The 21,713-nt window shown below is 45.4% G+C and carries 17 protein-coding genes; 4 read left to right on the forward strand and 13 right to left on the reverse strand.

Annotation, left to right across the window (positions count from 1 at the left end; genetic code table 11):
- Positions 1 to 130: 130 nt before the first annotated feature.
- Both TY49_RS03800 and essC read right to left on the reverse strand, forming a co-directional pair.
- Positions 131 to 382 (reverse strand): hypothetical protein, encoded by a 252-nt coding sequence (locus tag TY49_RS03800; RefSeq protein WP_041964579.1) that lies wholly within the window; start codon positions 380 to 382, stop codon positions 131 to 133.
- Positions 375 to 4,994, reverse strand: a complete 4,620-nt coding sequence (gene essC / locus TY49_RS03805; protein WP_041964580.1) for a type VII secretion protein EssC — start codon at positions 4,992 to 4,994, stop codon at positions 375 to 377. The genes TY49_RS03800 and essC overlap by 8 nt, the downstream gene beginning before the upstream one ends.
- A 426-nt stretch (positions 4,995 to 5,420) precedes the next feature.
- Between essC and TY49_RS03810 the strand changes: the two genes are divergently transcribed.
- On the forward strand, positions 5,421 to 5,759 hold the full coding sequence (locus TY49_RS03810) for a hypothetical protein (protein WP_041964581.1): 339 nt from the start codon (positions 5,421 to 5,423) through the stop codon (positions 5,757 to 5,759).
- Positions 5,760 to 5,972: 213 nt separating this feature from the next.
- Here the strand turns inward: TY49_RS03810 and spoIIID are convergent, their stop codons facing one another.
- Positions 5,973 to 6,245: a sporulation transcriptional regulator SpoIIID gene (gene spoIIID, locus TY49_RS03815; protein ID WP_031307660.1), complete on the reverse strand. Its 273-nt coding sequence runs from the start codon at positions 6,243 to 6,245 to the stop codon at positions 5,973 to 5,975.
- Positions 6,246 to 6,641: 396 nt separating this feature from the next.
- On the opposite strand from spoIIID, the gene TY49_RS23805 reads away from it, so the two are divergent.
- A complete protein-coding gene (locus tag TY49_RS23805; protein WP_052442079.1) occupies positions 6,642 to 7,430 on the forward strand; it encodes a muramidase family protein in 789 nt (262 codons plus the stop codon).
- A 42-nt stretch (positions 7,431 to 7,472) separates the two neighbouring features.
- On the opposite strand, the gene TY49_RS03825 is transcribed toward TY49_RS23805, so the two are convergent.
- The 9 genes from TY49_RS03825 to spoIIQ form a co-directional block, all read right to left on the reverse strand.
- Entirely contained in the window at positions 7,473 to 7,820 is a 348-nt protein-coding gene (locus tag TY49_RS03825) for a hypothetical protein (RefSeq protein WP_052442080.1), read from the reverse strand.
- 190 nt (positions 7,821 to 8,010) lie between these two features.
- A complete protein-coding gene (locus TY49_RS03830) occupies positions 8,011 to 8,676 on the reverse strand; it encodes a 3'-5' exonuclease (RefSeq protein ID WP_041964582.1) in 666 nt (221 codons plus the stop codon).
- A 136-nt stretch (positions 8,677 to 8,812) separates the two neighbouring features.
- The gene (locus TY49_RS03835) at positions 8,813 to 10,699 is read right to left on the reverse strand and encodes a DUF294 nucleotidyltransferase-like domain-containing protein (RefSeq protein ID WP_041964583.1); all 1,887 of its coding nucleotides are present in this window, start codon (positions 10,697 to 10,699) and stop codon (positions 8,813 to 8,815) included.
- On the reverse strand, positions 10,683 to 12,350 hold the full coding sequence (locus TY49_RS03840; protein ID WP_041964584.1) for a sodium:solute symporter family protein: 1,668 nt from the start codon (positions 12,348 to 12,350) through the stop codon (positions 10,683 to 10,685). Before TY49_RS03840 ends, TY49_RS03835 begins: the two co-directional genes overlap by 17 nt.
- 44 nt (positions 12,351 to 12,394) lie before the next feature.
- Positions 12,395 to 12,697 (reverse strand): DUF4212 domain-containing protein, encoded by a 303-nt coding sequence (locus tag TY49_RS03845; protein WP_041964585.1) that lies wholly within the window; start codon positions 12,695 to 12,697, stop codon positions 12,395 to 12,397.
- Between the two features lie 437 nt (positions 12,698 to 13,134).
- Positions 13,135 to 13,317 carry a hypothetical protein gene (locus TY49_RS03850; RefSeq protein WP_041964586.1) on the reverse strand — a complete coding sequence of 61 codons (183 nt, stop codon included), beginning with the start codon at positions 13,315 to 13,317 and terminating at the stop codon, positions 13,135 to 13,137.
- Positions 13,318 to 13,666: 349 nt separating this feature from the next.
- Positions 13,667 to 15,271, reverse strand: a complete 1,605-nt coding sequence (gene ggt, locus TY49_RS03855) for a gamma-glutamyltransferase (protein WP_041964587.1) — start codon at positions 15,269 to 15,271, stop codon at positions 13,667 to 13,669.
- A 110-nt stretch (positions 15,272 to 15,381) separates the two neighbouring features.
- The gene (locus TY49_RS03860) at positions 15,382 to 17,382 is read right to left on the reverse strand and encodes a penicillin-binding transpeptidase domain-containing protein (protein ID WP_041964588.1); all 2,001 of its coding nucleotides are present in this window, start codon (positions 17,380 to 17,382) and stop codon (positions 15,382 to 15,384) included.
- A 126-nt stretch (positions 17,383 to 17,508) separates the two neighbouring features.
- Positions 17,509 to 18,426 carry a stage II sporulation protein SpoIIQ gene (gene spoIIQ / locus TY49_RS03865; protein ID WP_041964589.1) on the reverse strand — a complete coding sequence of 306 codons (918 nt, stop codon included), beginning with the start codon at positions 18,424 to 18,426 and terminating at the stop codon, positions 17,509 to 17,511.
- A gap of 324 nt (positions 18,427 to 18,750) precedes the next feature.
- On the opposite strand from spoIIQ, the gene TY49_RS03870 reads away from it, so the two are divergent.
- Together TY49_RS03870 and TY49_RS03875 are read left to right on the forward strand one after the other, a co-directional pair.
- Positions 18,751 to 19,188 carry a VanZ family protein gene (locus tag TY49_RS03870; protein ID WP_041964590.1) on the forward strand — a complete coding sequence of 146 codons (438 nt, stop codon included), beginning with the start codon at positions 18,751 to 18,753 and terminating at the stop codon, positions 19,186 to 19,188.
- A gap of 305 nt (positions 19,189 to 19,493) precedes the next feature.
- A complete protein-coding gene (locus tag TY49_RS03875; protein ID WP_041964591.1) occupies positions 19,494 to 20,483 on the forward strand; it encodes a nuclease-related domain-containing protein in 990 nt (329 codons plus the stop codon).
- Positions 20,484 to 20,583: 100 nt separating this feature from the next.
- Here TY49_RS03875 and spoIID read toward each other — a convergent pair whose 3' ends face one another.
- The gene (gene spoIID, locus TY49_RS03880) at positions 20,584 to 21,612 is read right to left on the reverse strand and encodes a stage II sporulation protein D (RefSeq protein WP_041964592.1); all 1,029 of its coding nucleotides are present in this window, start codon (positions 21,610 to 21,612) and stop codon (positions 20,584 to 20,586) included.
- Positions 21,613 to 21,713: the final 101 nt, after the last annotated feature.

Below are 21,713 nucleotides of genomic sequence, written 5' to 3' on the forward strand. Positions count from 1 at the left end.
ACGGGAACGGTCCTCCGGTTTTGAAAACCGTCCCCTGGTCTTATGTTCATTTTAATGTGAGTTACGATAACCATTTCTATGACCCATGTTCATTTTCTGTGAGACGCGAGAACCGTGCCCACGTCGCGCTCTAAATCAACATCAACTTAGCACCGTTCATCAACCCGATCTCTTCTACAGTCTGGTTGATATTTAAAATGGTGCCGGTCTTTCGGTCACAGAGGATGGTGTCGGGTGTTGCCGAGTAGTATCCTTGTGACAGTTCTGTCATGGTTCCGGCGAGCAGATAGACGATTTCGTGCAGCAAGATTCCCTGCGGCAGGAAGACGTCGTATGATTTTTCAGAGGCGGGGATGAAGACCTCTACGAGCACCTTATCCATGGTACGCTACCTCCTCTTGTTTGCTTTGTACTGAGGATAACAGCTTCACGAGTGTTGGTTTTCCTTTGGTCACGACATAGCCGAAGCCTGGCGGGATTTCTTGGTACATATCGTTTGTCACCTTGCCGAGCTTCATGACGTACTGGTCAGTGATGCCGTTGCCAGCCCAGATGAAATCGCTAAGCGATACATGCTGCTTGAACCAGCTTTCGAATGAGACGGAGCTCAGTTTGTCGGCGCTGTCTGAGATGATCAGGTTCACATTGAGACCATTGCCTTTTTCAAGGAAGACCTTGAGCTTATCCTGGCCGTCAGGCGAAAGATACATCATCAAATCAGTGAAGGAATCGATGATGCAGGTGATGTTGCCGAACACTGGCGGCTGCTCGCCTGCTTCGATTGCATCCTTCGTCGTATTATTCCTGTGGACGAGCGTGTTGAACAGGTAAACGATGGTATCTTCGAGTTGTGATGGCTCCGCAATATATTTGTAATCCTGCGTGCGGCCAGCCGCGAAGTGCTCATTAGGGTCGATGACGTTCAGCTCCCTGCCTTCCGTAGCGGTGAAAATTTCGGCTACGCCCTGCATGAAGCTTGAGCACTGGTCGTTCTGCAGCGCAGTAACCACGTTTACATAGCTGCCAAGGAAATCGAAATGAGCTGTTTTCAGCGAGTTTTTCTCAATGCCGACTGGCACCTTGTTACTGTTCATATTTTTTGCTTCATCACGCAGGTAGTTCAGATCGACTTTTTCAGGAAGGATCGGAACGCGCATTGCGGCCGGCTGCGTCCATGATTCCCGCAGGCCTTTGCAATAATCGGTGATGAAGGTATACATATTGTCTATATCGCTTGTGATATGGGCCGTCTGGAATTCATATGTTGTATCGCTCTTAAAAATACCACGACCCTTTGATTTTGATGGATACACTCCGTCTGTATTGCCCAGTACGCCCGAGTATTCAGTCTGGTCATTCAGCTGGAGCACATACATCTGCTTGAAGTTCTGCAGCAGTCTGTACCGTATCGCCCCTGTATTGATTGCGGTAACGATGAAATAAATGCCATACTTCAAGCCCTCGCGCGTCAGGAATGAAATCCCTTCCTCAAGTTCCTCGAACATCTCAGAGAAGGCTGCGTAGTTGTGGATCGCCACAACGATCGATGGCAGGCTCTCACCCGACATCTCGTTGTAGGTGATAAAATCGCCGCCGTAATTCGAAAGCAGTTTCTTCCTCCGTTCAATCTCACTTGTGAGCATCTTGAACAGATTGTGGATCTTCTCGCTTTCATGCGACAGCATGACATCCCCAACATGTGGTGCTTCACGGAACCAGACGAGCGTCTCGGAACCGAAGTCTAGCAGGTAAAAAATCACTTCGTTTGGCGTGTGCTCTTCCATTAACGAATAAAGCATAGTCGTCAGGAAGGTCGTTTTTCCACTGCCAGCGATTCCATAAATAACAGCATTTCCTTCCTGGGTGATCGGCATCCGCATGACCATCTGCCTCTGGTTCGCTGGATCATCGTATTCACCGATGATCGGGTTCAGCTCGAAGCCTTGCTGGACGACACTATATTTCTTTTTCAGCTTGTCGATGTAAATGAGCTCAGGAATAGGCTCAAGCCATAGCTGCCGGACCTTGATGTCCTCTTGCTGTGCCATCTTTGCAAGATATTCCGTGATTTCATCGATTTGCTTCGGCGGATTCTTCACCGCAGACTTGCGCTTGTCGATACGGGCATTTTTAATGACGCGTCCGAGGTCATCGATAACCACAACACTGTCATCTTTGTGCTTTTCAACTCTGTCAGACGGATAGTAAGGCGCACCGGCCCATGCTGACTGTCCTAGCTCGAACAATTCGTTGAAGCCGACCTGGAGATAGAATCGACCGGTCTGCTTTAGTTCGGCAGCATCTGGACGCTTAATGACCTCCATACTGTCCGCTTTTTCCTGCACCTTCAAAGAGATACGGAATTTACTGTTGCTCCAAATCTGGTCATCGACGACACCTGATGGCTTTTGCGTCGCCAGGATCAGGTGGACGCCAAGGCTTCGGCCGATACGCGCTGCACTGACGAGCTGATCCATGAATTCAGGCTGCTGGGCCTTCAGCTCGGCAAACTCGTCGGAAATGATGAACAAATGCTGCAGCGGCTCTGTAACCAGGCCTTCGCGATATAGTTTCTGATATTTATAGATATCGATATTACTCTGGTCGACAACCCGGCTTGTTTCGCTAAAAATGGCCTGGCGGCGCTTCAGTTCACTCTGGATCGAAATCAATGAACGATTGACGGCAGCTCCGTCAAGGTTAGTGATTGTCCCTGCAAGGTGAGGCAGTTCCTCGAATGCATTTGCCATGCCGCCACCCTTATAATCAATCAGGATGAATGCGACTTCATCCGGATGGTAGTTAACAGCAAGCGATAAAATGAACGTCATGATGAATTCACTTTTACCTGAACCGGTCATCCCGGCAATCAAGCCGTGCGGGCCATGGTATTTTTCATGCAAGTCGATCATGAACGGATCACCCTGCGTATCGACACCAATTTGCGATTGAATTGTATGGACTGGATTGTTCTCCTTCCATCTTGTCAGCGCGTTGAGATGCTCGATTTTACCAACACCAAACATTTCCAGGAATGTAAGCATGTCTGGCAGGGTATAAGCCTTCTCAGAGGTATTTAGCTGGATATTGGCCAATTTTACAGCAAGATCTTCAACGTCTTCCTCCAAATAGCTGTCAGCATTGAAGCCTACATACTTACCAGAGATATCATCCTTGTCATAAACCTTCGAAAAACTCTTGTCTAGCTCGATAACATTCGTACATTCCTTTGGCAGGTTTTTCAGCTCATCATAAAGGGCAATGAAGCTGAACTTGATGTTCTTCTTTTCTTTTAAAATAAGATTGATCATCTCCGCCTTCGAAGCTAGGCTCTTGCTCATCGAGAAGACAATATAATGCTGATCGATTTCTGCAAGGTCTTCCTCCGCTAGTGCCTGGCGCGCAGTGATTTCTTTTTCAAAATAAGCCGAGAGCTCCTTGATTTCATTTGCATCTGTAGCAACGAAACGGATTGTCTTGCCATCATCCCAAACATGCGGCAGCCACTTCACAAAGTTCCACGTATCATGCTCGTGTTCGTCATAAATGAACACCAATTTTAACTCGTCATAGCTATGCAGTGCTGTAAGCTGAAAAATCAGCCCCTGAACGAAGCTCTTCACTTCTTCCCTTCTGCCGATGATTCCAGTGATCCGTTCCTCCGTCAGGTCAACCGTGACCGGAACATCCTTGAGGATCTGTGGCTTATCAACAATCTGATAGAGCTCATCCTGGAGATTGTCATCTTCAAGCATGAAGCGCTTTTCCGGATACTTGATTTCTGCATTTAAGGGCAGATCACCTATTCCAAGACGCACTTTAAGAAAATCATTCTGTCCGATCCCGCGTTCCCATAGGTTCCGCTGGCGGCGCTTGATCCTCGTCAGGCAGTTTTCCAGCGTGACATGATTCTCGAACAGAATTTCACTCTGATGCTTGCATTCATCCGCAACCACCTGCTTCATGTCCGCAAGATATTTCAAATACTTCTCCTGGCGGATGCCTTCAAGTTTGATTCGCCGCTTTTTCTCGTATTTCTTTGTTAAAATCGGCCAGAGTACGGTACCGATCATCATACTGAACGACATGACGAGAATCGGCATCGCCGACATAATATCCCCGTCCCTGCTCATGACGTTCTGTAACATCAGGAGTCCGGTGAACAAGGAAGCCATCCCCATCGTGATTGAGGGCCCCAACAACAGCATCAGCGGTGTTTCATCAACATTCGGCTGTGGCGGCGGCGGATCGATTTTTATCGTCGTTTCCTCAATATCCCTCTTGAAGCGCGGGGAACGGTAAAACAGTTGATCATTTTCTTCTTCAATATGTATTTCATCGAGGTTGAGTTCTTTTTCCACTACCGGCTTTTCAGCAATAAAAGAGTTAAACGCGTTCCGGTCAAGGAACACGGATTTATGAGGATTGTTCAGCGACAGCAAGCGGCCGTTGAAAATAATTTTAAGGCCCATGATGAAGATGACATCACCAACTGCCAGCACCTTCTCCTTGATTCTCTCTCCATTAACATAGGTACCATTTGAACTGTTGAAATCCTTAATGACAGCCTTGCCATTGCTGCTGAATTCAATAACGCAGTGTGACCCGGATACAAGTTTATTCGAAAAACAAATTTGGCTGTCCTGGGAGCGTCCGATTTTAATGACATTGGTGGTAGAGATATGTTTTGTGAACTCGTTGCGGTCCGCTGTTTGCGGCTCGACATAGACTAGCGCGGATTGATCATCGTTGCGGTGAATACTATATGTTTTGAATGGTTCTATGAGGACCTTCGATTGTATTTCGTTTGCGGTATCTTTCAAGAATGCATGTTTATTTGATTTTAGGTACCAGCGGCCATCTTCCGCCTCAACAGCCAGCATATCTACTGGGTTATGGTCCTTATCTTCAGTATTCAGTATGTATCTCCCGGTTACCCGTTCGGGCAGCACGAGGTCAAACGCCCGATTGCGGTCAAAAAGTGTGAGAATCAACTCCATACCCCCATTCCAAAATATTTCTATTCCTATAGTATGTATAGTGGTAATTTCATATTTTTTACCATTTTAGCTCAAAAAGTGTAAATTTACATCAAACCTTTGATTCATCTCTAAATATATAAATATCTTACAATATCAGGAATTATATTCAACTAATTACCCCCTTAATTGGAAAAATAGGGATTTTAGTCCTATTTGATCATTAAGTGGTTTCGGATAAAATGGTTTTCAGGTCGGAGCTTATATACAGACAAAAATAAAACTAGTTCAATTTACCCTCGTAAAATACAATTTAAACCTTAATTCATCTAAAATATTCCAAATATTCTCCTTGAATTTTACATTTTTCTTGTGTTATCACTGGGATTTTTTTCAATAACGTAATATAATCTAAGAATCTAAAACGAGCAGGTGATCCAGGTGAAGATTAATGTTGGCCAGGCGTATTCACAGGCGAATAGAATCAGTGATTACGCGCAAGATCTAAACGATATCAAAAGCAGGCTGCAGGACTTCAAGGGGAATCTAAACAGCGGATGGCAGGCCCAGGAGATGGTTTATATCAATAACGCCATCAACAGTATCAGCAGGGAAATTTCCGAACTTCAGACACTTCTTTTTTCGATTGGCCCGGATATAGTAGCAGCAGCAAATGAAATAAGAAGAGAAGAAGAGGCTCGAGAGGCAGCGGAACGGGCAGCAGCAGAACGGGCGGCTGCTGAAAGGGAAGCAAGATTGAAAAATACTGGGTTACGTTAAACATGACAGGGCATGCCGGCATTACCGGCTTGTCCCTTTTTTTCCATGATAAAAAGGCGGCAGCCTCCGCTATGTATAAAAGCAGAATCATACACGCCTTTTGTGGCGATGCCCGGCTTTTCTAAATCTAAGCTGGGCATTTTTCATTTTGTTGTCGGCAATAGTCACACAGCTGAATTACGGTCCCTCCAATCTGTTAGTTTCAATACTTTTTCACTTAACCGGCTCTTCTTCCCTTTCCTCTTTGCGGTACTTCATTTTTGTGGCTTCCCCGCCTCTCAAATGGCGGATTGATTTATGATAATCAAGGATTTCTTTTACTTCATTGGCAAGGTCAGGGTTGATCTCAGGCAATCTTTCTGTCAGGTCTTTATGGACTGTACTTTTGGATACGCCAAACTCCTTCGCTATGACGCGAACTGTTTTTCTCGTCTCCACGATATACTTTCCAATCTTGATTGTTCTCTCTTTGATGTAATCGTGCACACCACTCGCCCTCCCTAAATTGGATGTGAGAAGTGTGAAATGAGACTCGCTTTTATCTGCCAATACTGCATCCCGCAAAAAATACTCACTTGCGGCAGAAGGTTGTTCCTTCTGTATATTACTAAGATTAATCATGTCCCCGGCTGAATCCTCATATTGTTCAAACGACTCCTCACCTCAAACACTCTCTTTGTCAGGTTTGTAACATTTTATTAGCTTGGTTGAGGATATATGCACGAAAAAAGCAATAGGGACAAGGTATTGTGAAGTTTTTTGAAAAATACAACTATTTTAAAGGAGAAAAACTTTCCTATATACCCATATTTATGTACATAAAAACCTGTTTCTTAGCGAATTTCTGTTGAGGAGTTATTTTTCATTGGGGGAGAAGCAGACTTGATTACCTACAGACAGACTAGAAAACGGAGAATTAGAGAGCAAAAACGGAAAGTTACCTTGAAACGAAACAGAAAGCTGATAGGCGCAGTGGTAGCCGGATCGGTAGCGGCTGGGTTGCTGCTTGGGATTGGCCAAAAGAAAACAGATGCGGTCGGATCTTTTTATACCGTAAAAAAAGGAGATACGCTGTATAGCCTAGCGAAGGAATATGATACATCGGTTGAATTGCTAAAGGAAGTAAACTCGCTATCTTCAGACCTCATCAAAGCAGGGCAGCAGTTAGAGGTACCGCTTGAGACTGTGGCCGGGATTTATATCGTAAAAAAAGGCGACACATTGTTCTCCCTGGCAAAAAAATACGGTGTAACCGTGAAAGATTTAAAAAGGGAAAATAAATTGGTCGGTGACTCTATTTATGTTGGACAAGCCCTTTCAGTACCAACCCACGGCTTTGAAAACAATGAAGGAGTTTACGTGGTCAATCCAGGGGATACATTGTTCAATATCTCCCAGCGATTCGGTGTAAGCTTGAAAGAAATAAAGCAAGCTAACGGTTTGAAGGAAGACATGGTGCTGATTGGCCAGCAGCTGGTCATTCCAGGCGAAATTGAATTCATGGAAGCAACAGTTACCGGGGCAGCGGATAATTTTACGATTGAGGTTGAGAGTGATGGAAAAGCCATTCCTTTAAAAGTTTCTTATGGAACAGCGAGGAAGTATCAAGACTTCGCAGGGCAGCGGGTTTTCATTACTTATAAGAATGGTGCTTTGATTAGTCTTCAATAATACAAAATGCTTAGAGTGCTGTGTGAACTCTAAGCATTTTTCTTATGTCCATATAAGATAATAAACACCTGCCATTAAAACTGCGAATGACATTAATCCGACACTCTGTTTAACACTTTTATCCAAGAGGTCAAGACCACCATAAAACCAGCCAATAAATAATATAGATGCCCCGATGTGCTGAATAATAGGAATGAAAGTAATCATCCCTGAAAACATCAAGGCAAAACCTATATATCTAAATCCATCGTCCAGGTAATATAAGGGGTTTTTTAATGAGGCTTTGATTTCCGCTTGCTCCTCTTCATTCATCTTCCTGTACATCTGTATAAAACGGACAATCGGTACACCCCACAACAATACCAAAAACACTATTTGCACGGCATCCATGCATTTCCCCCATTTTCATAACAAGTAGAATAAAACTACATTTTTCAAAAGTGTAAAATCCATATTTTTACACTATCAACATTATATGAGATTATCAAGGCTGAGTCTACCTTGAATCGCCGAGCGATATGCCTTTTTCCTAATCAACTTCTATCAACCACGTATCGCTAGCCGATATACCTGTTTCCACTTAAAACTGCATCGACCTCATTTGGCTTTCGGTGGCCTTGATCAGCTCACCCCATGTGGAATGTCCACGGTCTTTAAATTGCTGTAAGAGTTCAACGAAAAGGTAGGCTGTGGTCAATGCGTCGCCCACCGCGCTATGGCGGTTATATATTCGTGTACCGAATGCCATCGCGTATCGCTCTAGGTCACGCATATCATATGATGGGGCAATAAAGCCAATCAGATCGAGTGTATCGATGGTAAACAGCTTTTTCAGCGCCAGCTTTTCACGTTTCAGCTCGCTTTTCAGCACAAGGTGATCGAAGCCGACATAATGCCCGACAAGGCATACCGCTTCGTGTGACCCAACATAATCAAAGAAGTCATGTATCGCCTCTGTTGCCGCAGGTGCTCCTGCAACTTTTTCATTCGTAATCGATGTAAGCTCAATTATTTCCCGAGAAATTTGTCGCTCCGGGTTCACATATATCTGGAATCGGTCATTTTCCATCACCTTCAGCCCACTTACCGGCACACCGCCAATTTCAATGAGCCGATCAGTGGTCGCCACCTGGAATCCCGTCGTCTCCGTGTCGAAAACAATAAAAGTAAGATCATCGATTTTAGTCGATAAAGGAATCTTTTCATACTTAAGCGGGCAGGAAATACTCTTGCGTTGAAAAAACATGCAATCCTCCTTTCGAAGTGCCTGTCTTCGTTGAGATTTTGACGAATTTCTTTCTGGTTCTAGGGACGCATTGACAATCATCTCAAAAATCCCTATCTAGTAATCTGTGGGGCCCCCGTACTTTGTCGAAACGATATTACACCGAGAACCTAGCAAAAACCATTCCCTGGAGTTCGCGGAGTGTTCGCAGGCTCAGGATTAGTTCGTCTTTTTGCCTGGTCGACATGGTGGAAAATGATAGGACGGAGCTGCCTCCGTTATTTCCCCATCTTTGCCTGATATAAAGGTCGAGCACGTGGCTGAAGGCTTCCTTGAGATCTTCTGTGAATCCTTCGGTAAAGATCCCCTTCTCTTTTAAACTAGCGATTTTCTCCAGTGGTGTTCCCGGGATTCCTCCGTAATATAGCGATAGGATTTGCAGGCTATGGTGGAAGGGAAACAAGATTTCTTTTTTCATATCAATGCTTTTTCTGCTGAGCTTGAACAATGCGCGGATCGGTTCGTCCAGTGTCGGGATTTCCTGTTCCCTTTCGGCCTGGACCATCCGGTAAAGGAAGATTTTCGAACGGTCGAGAAGTTCGGCGATTTTTGCCTCGAACTCCTCGTCTAGCGTTTCGCTTCCCGCTACGAAACGATAAGAGAAAAAGTTATGTGCCAGAAGAAGATTTTCATTTGTGGACTGCAGCATCCACTTCCTGACGCGATCCTGCCATTGCAGCAGCGTCCCTCTCCACTGCTCTTCACTCGACATCATCAAGCCCTTGCAGCGAGCGTAGCCGGCTGCCTCCAGCCTTGCAGTGATCTCCGCTCCTAATTTTTCAAAGTAGCCATGTTCACTCGTTTCTCCATACACTAGGAAATGATCCTGGTCCGTCAACATGAACTGTTCCCCACGGCCTGCGGATCCCATTAAATAAAACGCAAAAGGAACTGGTGGCTCAAATCCTTTCTCGCGGAGTGCCTTAAGAGATAATTCGACCGCTCTTCCTATTAATCTGTCATATAATTTCGTAATGATATCAAGCAATGCTATAGATGGTACATGGTCTCGCAACAGCGTTTCGGTAATTTCATAGATTGCTGCCTTTATCTCAGGAAGGCTCTTTTCATCCGACTCGTCGATCTTCTTTATTGTCCTCATCATGCTGTCGTTCTTTTTTCGAAGCAAATCGGTCAGTGAAATAACTCCGGAAATTTCCCCGTCATCGACCACGGGCAGATGCTTGATTCCGTTCAGCAATATTTTCGATAATGCATCGTAATAGTAAGCGAACCTGGATATCGTTACGGGTTTCTCCGTCATAACTAGCCTGGATGGCTCTTCAACAGAAATTCCCTTCATCACCACCCGTCCTACAATATCCCGTTCGGTGATGATTCCTTTCAAATCACCACCTTCTATAACCAGCACCGAACTGGTTTTATTTCCAACCATCCTCTGTGCCGCTTCCTGAATGCTGGTATCAGGAGAAACAGACGCTATCTTATCACTCATTAAATCCTGGACCCTCGCTAAAATCGTCTCTCCCTCGCCAATTCCCTTCGCCATTTTCACCTGCTCCGCAAGTGATCCATAAACATCTTTCAGCCTGATCGAAACCTGGGACAGCAGGTAATCATGGACACCCTGATCATCCCACCTTTTTGCCAGGACGGAAAAAGGAATCAGCAGTGCCTGAACATCGTCTACAGACCTGACCTCGACATTGGCCTGCGGTTTATCGGCACTCGAGAATCCGAGGAACTCTGCCAGACTTGAAAATCCTACAATTTCACCTTTTCGGATGACTTCGAGGACTTCTTCCTGGCCGGCGGCGTTTTTCACGAACACCTCGGCAATTCCCTGTAAAATCAATAAAAGCCCCTGACGTGGTGTGTCCGCCTTGAGCATCATTTCTTTTTTGCCATAGGTAAGTGCTTCGCATTCCTCGACAAGGGAAAGGGCCGTGCGTTCATCCACCCCCTGGAACAGGGGATGGAACTGCACAGCCTTCCAAATTTCCTTATTAAGCTTTTGTTGCATCGTCATTCATCCAAACTTCACCGTTCTTATATGTCATCTGTTCAGGATAGCGAAGGTCGAGTACTTCCTCCTGAATTTTTTGTGATGGAGCCGGAGTCGCAAGCGATACAATGACGTTTGCAAGGATTGCAGCTGTTGCGCCGAATACCCCAGCACCGGTATCGATGATGCCAAGAATCGTGAAGCCTCCGTACTTTGCTGCGAAAATGTATCCGAGTGTCACAGCAAGACCAACGAGCAGACCGGCGATGACACCTTGTGAATTCGAACGCTTCCACCATACACCAAGGATCAGGGCTGGGAAGAACGTTCCGCTTGCGAGCGCGAAGGCCCATGCAACGATTTGCGTGATTGCACCCGGAGGATTCAGGGCAACAAGACCAGCTAATACTGTAGCAACAACAATTGAAATACGAGCCACATTTAGGCGGGTTTTTTCCGTTGCATTTGGCTTCATGACACGATAGTAGATATCATGTGCAAAAGCGGAAGAAATCGCAATCATCAAGCCGCCGGCTGTAGAAAGGGCTGCGGCCATAGCGCCTGCCGCTACAAGGCCGATGACGAATACGCCCAGGTTGGCGATCTCAGGTGTCGCCATAACGACGATATCGTTCGAGATGATCAACTCACTCCACTGAAGGACTCCATCGCCATTTCCGTCGGCAACTTGAAGCTTTCCTGTATCGACCCAGGATTTCGTCCAGGCAGGAAGCTCGGTGATTTTGCTGCCGGCAACCTTTGTCATCAGGATAAAGCGCGAGAATGCTGCATACGCAGGGGCAGACAGATAAAGCAAGCCAATGAAAAGAAGTGCCCAGGCACCTGACCAGCGAGCAGCCTTCATTGTAGAAACTGTATAGAAGCGGACGATTACGTGCGGAAGCCCCGCCGTACCGGCCATCAATGTAAACATCAGGGCGAGGAACTGCCACTTTGTGCCGTTCGTGAATGGCGCGAAGTATTCAGAAATGCCTAGTTCACGGTCAAGTTCACCCATTTTTCCGACCAGCTCACCATAAGAAAGCCACGGAAGCGCGCTGTTCGTAAGCTGCAATGACATAAATATAACCGGAATCAAATACGCAATAATCAAAATGATATACTGCGCAACCTGTGTCCAGGTGATTCCCTTCATACCACCGAAAGCAGCGTATGTCGCGATCAGGACCACACCGATCATCGTGCCGAGCTTCGCATCGATTTCGAACAGTCGCCCGATAACCACACCGGAACCGGAAAGCTGACCGATTGAGTAAGTGAAGCTGATGATGATCGTGGAGATCGCCGCAATGACGCGAGCAGTGTGGCTGTTGTATCGGTCACCGATAAACTCAGGAACCGTGTAGCGGCCGTACTTCCTTAGCTGTGGCGCAAGCAGGAAGGTCAGCAGCAAATATCCGCCCGTCCAGCCCATGATATAAGCAAGACCATCATAGCCGAGAAGCATGATCGTACCCGCGAGTCCGATGAAGGAAGCGGCACTCATCCAGTCAGCGCCAATCGCCATCCCGTTGAAAATTGGCGGGACGCCGCGGCTGGCAACATAGAAATCAGATGTCTGCTTAGCCGTATTGAAAACCGCAATCCCGATATACAAACCAAATGTAGCTAAAATAATAGATAATGAGACCAAGAATTGTGTATCCAAAGTTCTCCCCCTTATTCAAACGCTCTTTTTTTCTTCCCCGTGATTTAGTGATCCAGGCTCTTTCCTTCGCTCAAACGGACATTCTTCTCCTCATCGATTCCATACTTCATGTCAATGCCATCGCTAAGCTTTGCATTGACAAACAGCAGGATGATGAACGTGACTATCGCTCCCTGCGCTCCCATGAAATAGTGGAACGGGAAACCACCGATTGAAATCTCGCTGAGCGGCTCGGCAATCATCACCACGCCGAACGAAACGAGGAACCAGATGATGAAATAAATGATCATGTTACGAGTCTTTTCACGGAAATACGCGTCAGCAACTGACTTATCAATTTTCTTCACATTTACACCCCTTTGGTTTTGCTAATCCCCTTTGTATAATCCTTCATGAATGACAGACACAGCTTGCATTAGAAAGCTTTCTCCACTCCTTTTTTTATTGATTTAAAATATATGAACCTTGCGCCAGGCAAAGTTGATACCTACTAGAAAAGCGGAAGCGCCTTGGTCAGCCCCGACAAGCGCTGCCCGCCTATAACGCCACGTCCTGTGGCTGGCGGGTCTAGCACATCGTGTGCCACGGAGGGCCTGCCAGTGAAGTCGTTCTTTGACTTCATTGGCAGGACCGAAGCGACTCGAGCTGCTCAAAGCTAACGCTTCTCGCAAGATACTCGAGGAAGAATTCTCTGGGATGAAAACTGGCTAGGCGCTGAAGCTAGACACTAAAATAATTTATAAATTTATACATCCTTATAACTCGAAATTGGAATTTGGATGGATTAACTCAAGCTGAAGATGAATTTTAGCGTTTCGAAAAATGGTGCCGGGACCATGATGATCTGGATAAGGAAGTAGAGAAATATGCTCAGGAACGGTACTGCCAGGAAAATTAACTTGTTTTTCTTTAAGCCCAGGAAAAGGCTTATGCCGGTAATCACCAGCAGGCCGACTAAAATGATCACGTTGATTCCTCCTGTGTAAAAGTTAATGACGATATATTTGCATAGATATGAATAAATATTTATTTAACTAAATCTTTAGAAAATTTAATTTAATTATCCATATAATGTCCAGGCAGGTCAATACGTTATTTCTAAAAAATGTAATCGCTTTCTATGTCGATATTTTTCCGGTCGTGGAAAAAATGTGAGTAACCATAAGGATTTACGAGGATATGAGCCAGAGGAGTTTGTCGAAAAAATTTTTTTAGCTGGTGCGGTATATTTCCCATAGTTTTGTATCGTTTGTAATGATTTTACAGAATAGTAAAAGGAACACTCTCCATCGAGTGTTCCTACATTTAAATATAATTTACCAGCAGGCAATTGCGCCGTCAGTTCTCATTTCCGTTCCGCCGGTCAGCACCCCGGTTTCTGGATTGCGGACAATGATCTGGCCGCGGCCGAAGCTTCCGCCATCATATGCTATCTTCATCTGATGCCCGCGGGCTGCGAGTTCCTTGACGATATGATTCGGGAAGTTGTGTTCCACTTCAATTTGCTTGCCTTCGATCCATTGCCAGCGCGGTGCATCAAGCGCAGCCTGAGGATTCAAGCCAAAGTCAATCATATTCATCGCTACCTGAACATGCCCCTGTGGCTGCATATAGCCGCCCATCACGCCGAATGGACCAACTGCCTGGCCATCCTTTGTGATGAAGCCTGGAATAATCGTATGGTATGTCTTCTTGCCCGGAGCCAGTGCATTCGCATGGTTAGGGTCAAGCGAGAAGTCATGTCCACGGTTTTGCAGACCAATTCCTGTGCCTGGAACAACAACTCCTGAGCCGAAGCCCATATAGTTACTCTGGATGAAGGAAACCATGTTGCCTTCTCCATCCGCAGTCGACAGATAAACCGTTCCACCTTTAGGGAGCTGGCCAGGTTCGGGCATTCTTGCTTCCCTATTGATTTTAGCTCGGGCCTCCTCACCATACTGCTCTGATAGAAGGTCCGCTACCTTCGCTTGCATTGTTTTAGGGTCAGTCACATATTCCTTACCATCCGTGAAGGCCTGCTTCATCGCTTCAAGCTGAAGGTGGACGCCATTCACGTCATCTCGGTGAGTAAATTCATAACCTTTTAAAATATTCAAGGTCATCAAAGCAACGATTCCCTGCCCGTTCGGCGGGATTTCCCAAACCTCATGACCGCGGTATGATACAGAAATCGGCTCTACCCATTCTGGATGATAGTTTTCGAGATCAGCCTTACTCAGGAAGGCACCCGCTTTTTCAGACGCTTCTGCAATTTTTTCAGCAAGGGCCCCTCTATAAAAGCTCTCCCCATTCGTTTCCGCTATTTCCTGGAGCGTGTTCGCATGGTCCTCCGATTTCCACATCTCCCCGGCTTCAGGAACCTTGCCATCAGGAGCAAAGACGCGGAACCACTCCTCGTACTCTGCGCCCTGGAAACGACTCTTGTAAGCCTTGAATGCACCCTTCCAATATTTTGCGAGAATAGGAGTCAGTGGATACCCGTTGCGCGCATAATCAATCGCTGGCTGAAGTACCTCAGTAAGCGGCAAGCGTCCGAATTTTTTCGACAGCTCTGCCCATGCTGACGGTGCGCCCGGAACCGTCACTGGTATCCAGCCATGCGAAGGCATTTTTTCATGGCCGAGCTCTTTCACTTTCTCAATCGAAATTGATTGTGGTGCAGGACCGCTCGCATTCAAGCCATACAGCTTATCTTTGACCCAAACAAGCGCGAACGCGTCGCCGCCAATCCCGTTAGAAGTCGGCTCGACAACCGTCAAACAGGCCGCTGTCGCAATCGCAGCATCAATCGCGTTTCCGCCCTTTTTTAAAATATCAAGCCCAGCCTGCGCAGCAAGCGGCTGCGACGTAGCGACCATTCCGTTTCGCGCCACCGTCGCCATTCGCTGAGAAGAATATGGATATGTATTCATAGACATTTAGATTCCCCCAATATATTTTCGTCTTACGAAATATTATAGCAAAATAGCTGAAAATTCGAAATAAAAAACATCAGTAAAAAAGCCCGGCCAGTTTCAGCCGGACTTTTCTACATTCCACTTTGCAGTCTTAATTCATAAAATTCCTTCACTCTTGTCACAACGTCTTTTGAACCGGAATCCTCGATCATCATCGCGACGATCATGTCTGTGGATTGCGGGTTATAGGCGACGAACCATCCTAGCTCCTTGCCCTTTTCGCCCTGCTTCTCTTTGATTTCCGCTGTGCCTGTTTTACCGGCTAATGGATAATTGGCGATCAGTCCATTGTGGGCGGTTCCTTTAGGATCGGTGATGACTTTTGTCAGCATGTTACTTAAAGCCGCTGCATTTTCGGGGCTGACCACGCCTTCCTGCCACACCTGTCCCTGCTCATCTTCCATATTCAAAATCGGTTTAATAAGATTGCCCTCGTTTAGAAGTGGTGAATAAGTGGTTGCAAGGTGCAGGATATTCATTTCAACCTGCCCCTGTCCGTAGGCTGAGTCTGCCAGTCTGATTTCGCTGTCAATCTTGCCGATTTGCGATGGCTCGATTGGATAGAGATATTCAGGCTGATCTTCAAAGCCAAATTTTTTCAAGCCTTCTGTAAAAGTATCCTGGCCCATTCCGAGAGCCGCCCTCGCGAAGTAAATGTTGTCCGAATAGATCAGCGCTTTTTCAAGGTTGATGCTTCCTTTTACATCTGAGTACCTTGTTACTTTATAATTGCCCCATGATGCGTCCTTCTGCCACTGCTTTTCGTTGATTTCAAATGCTGTATCAAGCTTCAACTTATCACTTTCAAGGCCGATTGCCGCTGTGATTGGCTTAATTACCGAACCAGGCACATAGGTCAGCTTGAATCTATTAAGGAATGGTTTTAATGGGTCCTCTTCTAGAATTTTGCGTTTGTTTTGCGAGATTCCGAGCGTCATTTCATTCGGGTCAAATCCTGGTGCACTGACCAATGCCAGCGTCTCACCTGTTGTCGGATTGATTGCTGATGCCGTACCCGCTTTTCCTTTTAGCTGGTCGTATAATTGCTGCTGGGCTACGACATCAATCGTCAGCTGGACATCCTGCCCATTCTCCACGGGTTTTTCAGCAAGTGTTTTTACTGTCCCATCTTCTTTTACGATTGAAATCCTGACTCCGTTTGTTCCTTTTAGCTTCTCTTCAAGCACCTGCTCCAAACCGCGTCGGCCAATGATATCAGTGCTTGTGTATCCTTTGCCCTCTAGTTTTTTTAGATCGTCCGCTGTTACCGGCCCAATATAGCCCAGTAAATGGGACAGCGCTTCCCCGTAAGGATACTCCCGTGCCCCTACCATCTGGCTGGTTACTCCATCGAGCGCAAACAATTTTTCATGAAGCCCTTTATCCGTTTTCGAAACTTTTTTCAGCGGCACAAACAGATCTGGTTTTACCCAGCCTGCATTCATCGCCTTGTTGATGCTTTCCTCAGACATATCGAGCAGTTCTGCTAGCTTTGCAATTGTCTGATCTTTTGGCTCGGCCAACTCACCAGGGACTACTCCGACCTGGACAGCTGTCCCGTTAATCGCGAGTCCATTACCTGAACGGTCAAGGATGCTGCCGCGTTCTGCCTGGACATTTTTGAAGCTGATTTTATCTCCTGCTTCAAGCTCCGGGAAGATAAATGACGTATTCCAATCGACATACCAATTTGTTTCTTTTTCACGTTCTTCTTTTACAAGAGTAGCATTGTGGTCAAATTCTATCGGACCAGCAGCGCTATTCAATTTAGCCGAAAAAGGAAGTTCCGCGTTCGCCTCATGTTCTTGTTCTTCCTCAGGCTGTTTATAGCTTACCTTCAGCTGGTTGATCTCTAAATCTTTGTAAATTTTATTATAGCGACTGACGAATTCCTCCTTGGTGATGGAATTCTTCGCTTTCTCTGATAAAAAGCCATACATCTCGTCAAACTTCTGGTCATTCCAAAGCTTTACGTATTGGGAAAAACGCTCTTCGGGAGTCGGTTCTTTACTGCAGCCGGAAATGAGTGCGGCGATCAAGACCGACAAGAATATAAATAGTGCCCGTTTCATATGTATCCCTCCTCTTGTCTGATTTTACCATAGATTTTCCATTTATATAAATTTAAATGATTTCTTATTATTCCAATAAAAAAACCCGCCTTTATAGCTAGGCAGGTTCCAAAATTTTATTTTTTATTAAGAGTTTGTTGAAGTATCAGAGTCAGTTGAAGAATCTTTATCTTTATCTTCTCCTGCGTCCTTATCTTCGTCTTTTTTATCAGAGCCGCCTTCAGCAGGCTTGTCTTCCGCTGGAGTTGTGCCTTCAGCATCTTCCTCTGAGCTTCCTTCTACATCTTCTTCGACAGCATCCTCAGACTTGCCTGCATCTGCATCAGAAGAAGCTTTCTCTTCTATCACATTTGCATCCTGCAATGCGCTTAGAGGCTTGTTGAAGAACTCATGCGGATTGACAGGGACATTGTCCTTGCGGATTTCAAAGTGTACGTGGTTGCCAGCCTTCTCATTGATCAGGCTTGTTCCGGACTTCGCAATGACTTGTCCTTGCTCAACCTCGTCGCCAACCTTAACTTCGTAGTCTTTAACTGACTGATATTGTGTTACAATACCTTTGTCATGCTCGATTTCAATGACATTTCCAAGCACTGCATCTTCCATGACATTTGTGACAGTACCACTTAGTGATGCGATTACATCAAATTCCTTGCCATCTTTTGAAGCAATGTCTAACCCAGTGTTCGGATGGTACGTATTATCATAGAACACTAGAGCTGCTTCTTGCTCAGCCGCGTCGCCATCATTGTCATAGAATCCCATTTGGATGACAGCATCGTCTTCATTCACCACTGGCATTACAAAGTTCTCCATCGCGCGGTTAACCTCAACTGCTGGCTGATCATTGATCTTTTTGCCAGGCATGTCAGTCGCTTTATACTCGGACTGATCAATGTTTTCGGTTCCGCTGTTTTGATACCATAGGACACCAGTTAGAATGATTGCGGCACTAGCAATATAAACTGTTGGATACACCCACCGCTTCTTGAAAAAGCTGTTCTTGCTTTTGTCTTGAGAAGATCTTTTTTCTTCCTCTCTCATTTTCATCACCTCAGCAATCAGTTTGAACAGAAGCGAAAAAATATATACATAGAGTTGAAAAATTTTTTACTGCTTATTTTTCGACAAAGGTATGGATTTTATGCAAAAAAGTTTTTTGGGTTGATGGGCGGCTGAGTTTTAGACTTTGGACAGCCTGTGCCGCATGAATAAGTCGTGTTTGTCACCACGTACGGTTTCTAACTATTACGTTACGTTGGTTACTCCATTGTGTTTCTAATTATGTTGGTTACTCCATTGTGTTTCTAACAAATTAATTATGTCTGTCACTCCATTCGAGTTATTACTATAAAGTGAGGTATCACCATGAAAAAGTTATTGGTATGGTTTTTACGCATTCTTCCGCTGTTCTATATGGCGGCGATCTGGATCATGTCCAGCAATCCTGCAGATGCACTGGTCGAGCTGCCGAATCAGGGACTCGACCGTTTTATAAAAGAATCGCTCCATCTCGTTGAGTTCGGGATTTTGTATGTGCTGCTCGTTGTGGCTGCCTTGACGACCGGGCGCTTCACACCGGTGATGAGCTTTGCATTCATGGGCGTGGCAATCCTGTACGGACTGCTAGACGAGGTTCATCAAAGCTTTGTCCCATATCGATCCGCCACACTGATTGATTTTATAAAAGACGTAATTGGGGTTTTAGCGGCATCCCACTTCATCCACCATGCATACTTCAGCGGCAAGTTTGTTCGGCTGGGGAGGGTTTTGCGTGAGATTGAAGAGAGGGTTCGGGGATTTTAGCAGGATTTGTTTTTAAGATATTTACTAGTTACGGTTTTTTAGGGGCTGGCCTTGTAATTGAGGCTGGCTTTTTGTATTTTAGTCTAGCCATAACTTCAACTGGAGATAAATTGAGCTTAACAGGAGATATAATCTGCTCAACTGGAGATAAAATTTTTGCAACTGGAGATATATCCGCCGCAACTGGAGATTTAATTGAAAATAGTGATTTGGACATAAAAACTTCATATTATACCGGGTTTATCAGCAGGTATTTTCCCTGTAATTAATGAATTCATATAAAAACTAATAAGGAAGTGACTAAATTGATTGAAAAAGAAAGAACATATCCGATACGGCTACTCATGTACGAGGCATTAATGGAAAGAATCATACCAAATCATCCTAAACTCTCATTTATTGAACAAGATTACAAAGCCTGGCGTGCTGGTTACAAAGGTGAGCTGCAAACGGATTACCGTTTAAGTTTTTTACCCGAAAAAGGGTTCCATATCTTTCGGGATTTACGCCTTCAAGATGAGAAATGGCATTTCCAGATTGATACCCTCATTTTAACTCTTCGTTATATCCTTCTAATTGAAACCAAAGCCTATGCCGGAACCCTTTTCTTCGACAAACATTCCGAACAAATGTTTCAAACAAAGGATAATCAAGAAAAATCATATGATAATCCCATTAACCAGGTTCGGATGCAAGCCTGGCATATGAAAAGGTGGCTGCAGAACCATAAATTCAATGTCCCTCCCATATACCATCTCGTTGCCATCAGTAATTCCTCTACTATTATCAAGGTAAGTGACCGATCCCTGAATAACTTGATCGTAAAAGGAGATGTATTATTAAGTCGCGTTCTACAGATAGATGAAATCACTTCAAATCCTAGCTATACTGATAAGGAAGTAAAAAAGTTATCAAAGTCACTTCTAAAGAATCATTCTCCTCACTACCCTGACATTCTGAAACAGTATTCCCTAACACCAGATGACCTTCAAAAAGGTGTTCAATGTCCCTCTTGTTTATCATATGGCATGTCCCGGGAAAAATGGGTTTGGCGTTGTCCAGTGTGTGAGCATAGATCTAAATCGGCTCATCATAAATCTGTAAAAGAATTTTTCCTCCTTATTAGTCCTACTATTAAAAATCGGATGTGCAAAGACTTTTGTCCCGATATATCATCCCGGACGATCACTAACATTTTATTCCCTTTAAATCTCCCATTCACGGGTACCAACAAAGGCCGCATCTACCACATGCCTCCAGACATCGAAACCTTCTTCGATCCCGTGAAAAAATAAAAGTTACCGACGCACATCCAAATCGCGCTAAAAAGCCAGGGCGCTGTTTGCCCTGGCCTCGTCATTATTCCGTTACCGCCGCAGCGGCTGCACATTAGATTTATTTCTTCGCCGTAACCTTTGTCAGCATGCTATCGGCCTCGCTGATCTCAACGCCTTTGTAGTAGTGTTTGACGATGTCCTGATAGTTCTTCCCTTCGGTGGCCATGCCGTTGGCTCCGTATTGGCTCATGCCGACGCCGTGGCCGAAGCCTTCGGTTGTGATGACGACGTTGCTGCCTTTTAGCTCCCAGGTGAAATCGCTGGAGCGGAGTTTTAGCTTCTCACGTACTTCCTTCCCTGTGAGGACCTTGCCGCCGATATCGATTTTTGCAACTCGGTTGCCTGATGTTCTCGAGATGACTTTGCCAATCTCCGAAGTGTTCGGCAGCTTGACACCAAGCTTTGACTCCACCTCAGCAACCGTCATAACTGTCTGGCTGCGGAACTTAGGTGACTCCAGATCCCACGGACTTTCCACGCTGCGTAGGTATGGCAGTGAGTTCGACCAATATTCTTCTGAGTTCTCGGTAAATCCGTTCGATGTTGAGAAGAAGGTCGCATCAATCGGCGCTCCGTCAAATGTGAGCACCTGGCCATCCGTTGCCTTCACAGCCTCTGCTATTTTCTTCATCTTCCATTTGTAGTCGACGCCCCATTGCTTTTTCAATTCTTCTTTATTTTTAAATACCTGGTGGATTTCAGTATCATTCAACTGAGCCCCTTCAGGTACGCCTACTTTATTTGGGCTCAGCATTTGTTTAACATAATAAGTCCTTGCTGACAGCGCCTGTGCCTTTAATGCCTCTAGCTCGAACTCAGCGGGCATTTCGGCAGCAACAACGCCAATTAAGTATTCATCAAGCGGAAGCTTCTCTGTCTTGGACAACGCTGTCCGGTAAACGGCTACCTCAACAGCCGAGTCTGCTGTAGGGACCGCGGCAACATCCTTTGCCTCACTTTGCAGCTCTTCCCCCAGTTTTCCGCCTGCCTTTTCTTCCATAAAAGGGAGGACGAGCAAGGAGGGGATCAGGAGTGTGACAGCGAATAGAATTGCAGCTAGTACGATGAGTGGTTTGAATTTTAACATAGAAAAAGCCTCCATTATGAAATTAATCCGGTCGAAAACCGTCTCATTTCATTCATATGGAGGCGGACAAGCTTTTATGACAGAAATCGAAAATGCATATT

Source organism: Mesobacillus selenatarsenatis SF-1, assembly GCF_000813125.1.
GTDB classification, from domain to species: Bacteria; Bacillota; Bacilli; order Bacillales; family Cytobacillaceae; genus Mesobacillus; species Mesobacillus selenatarsenatis.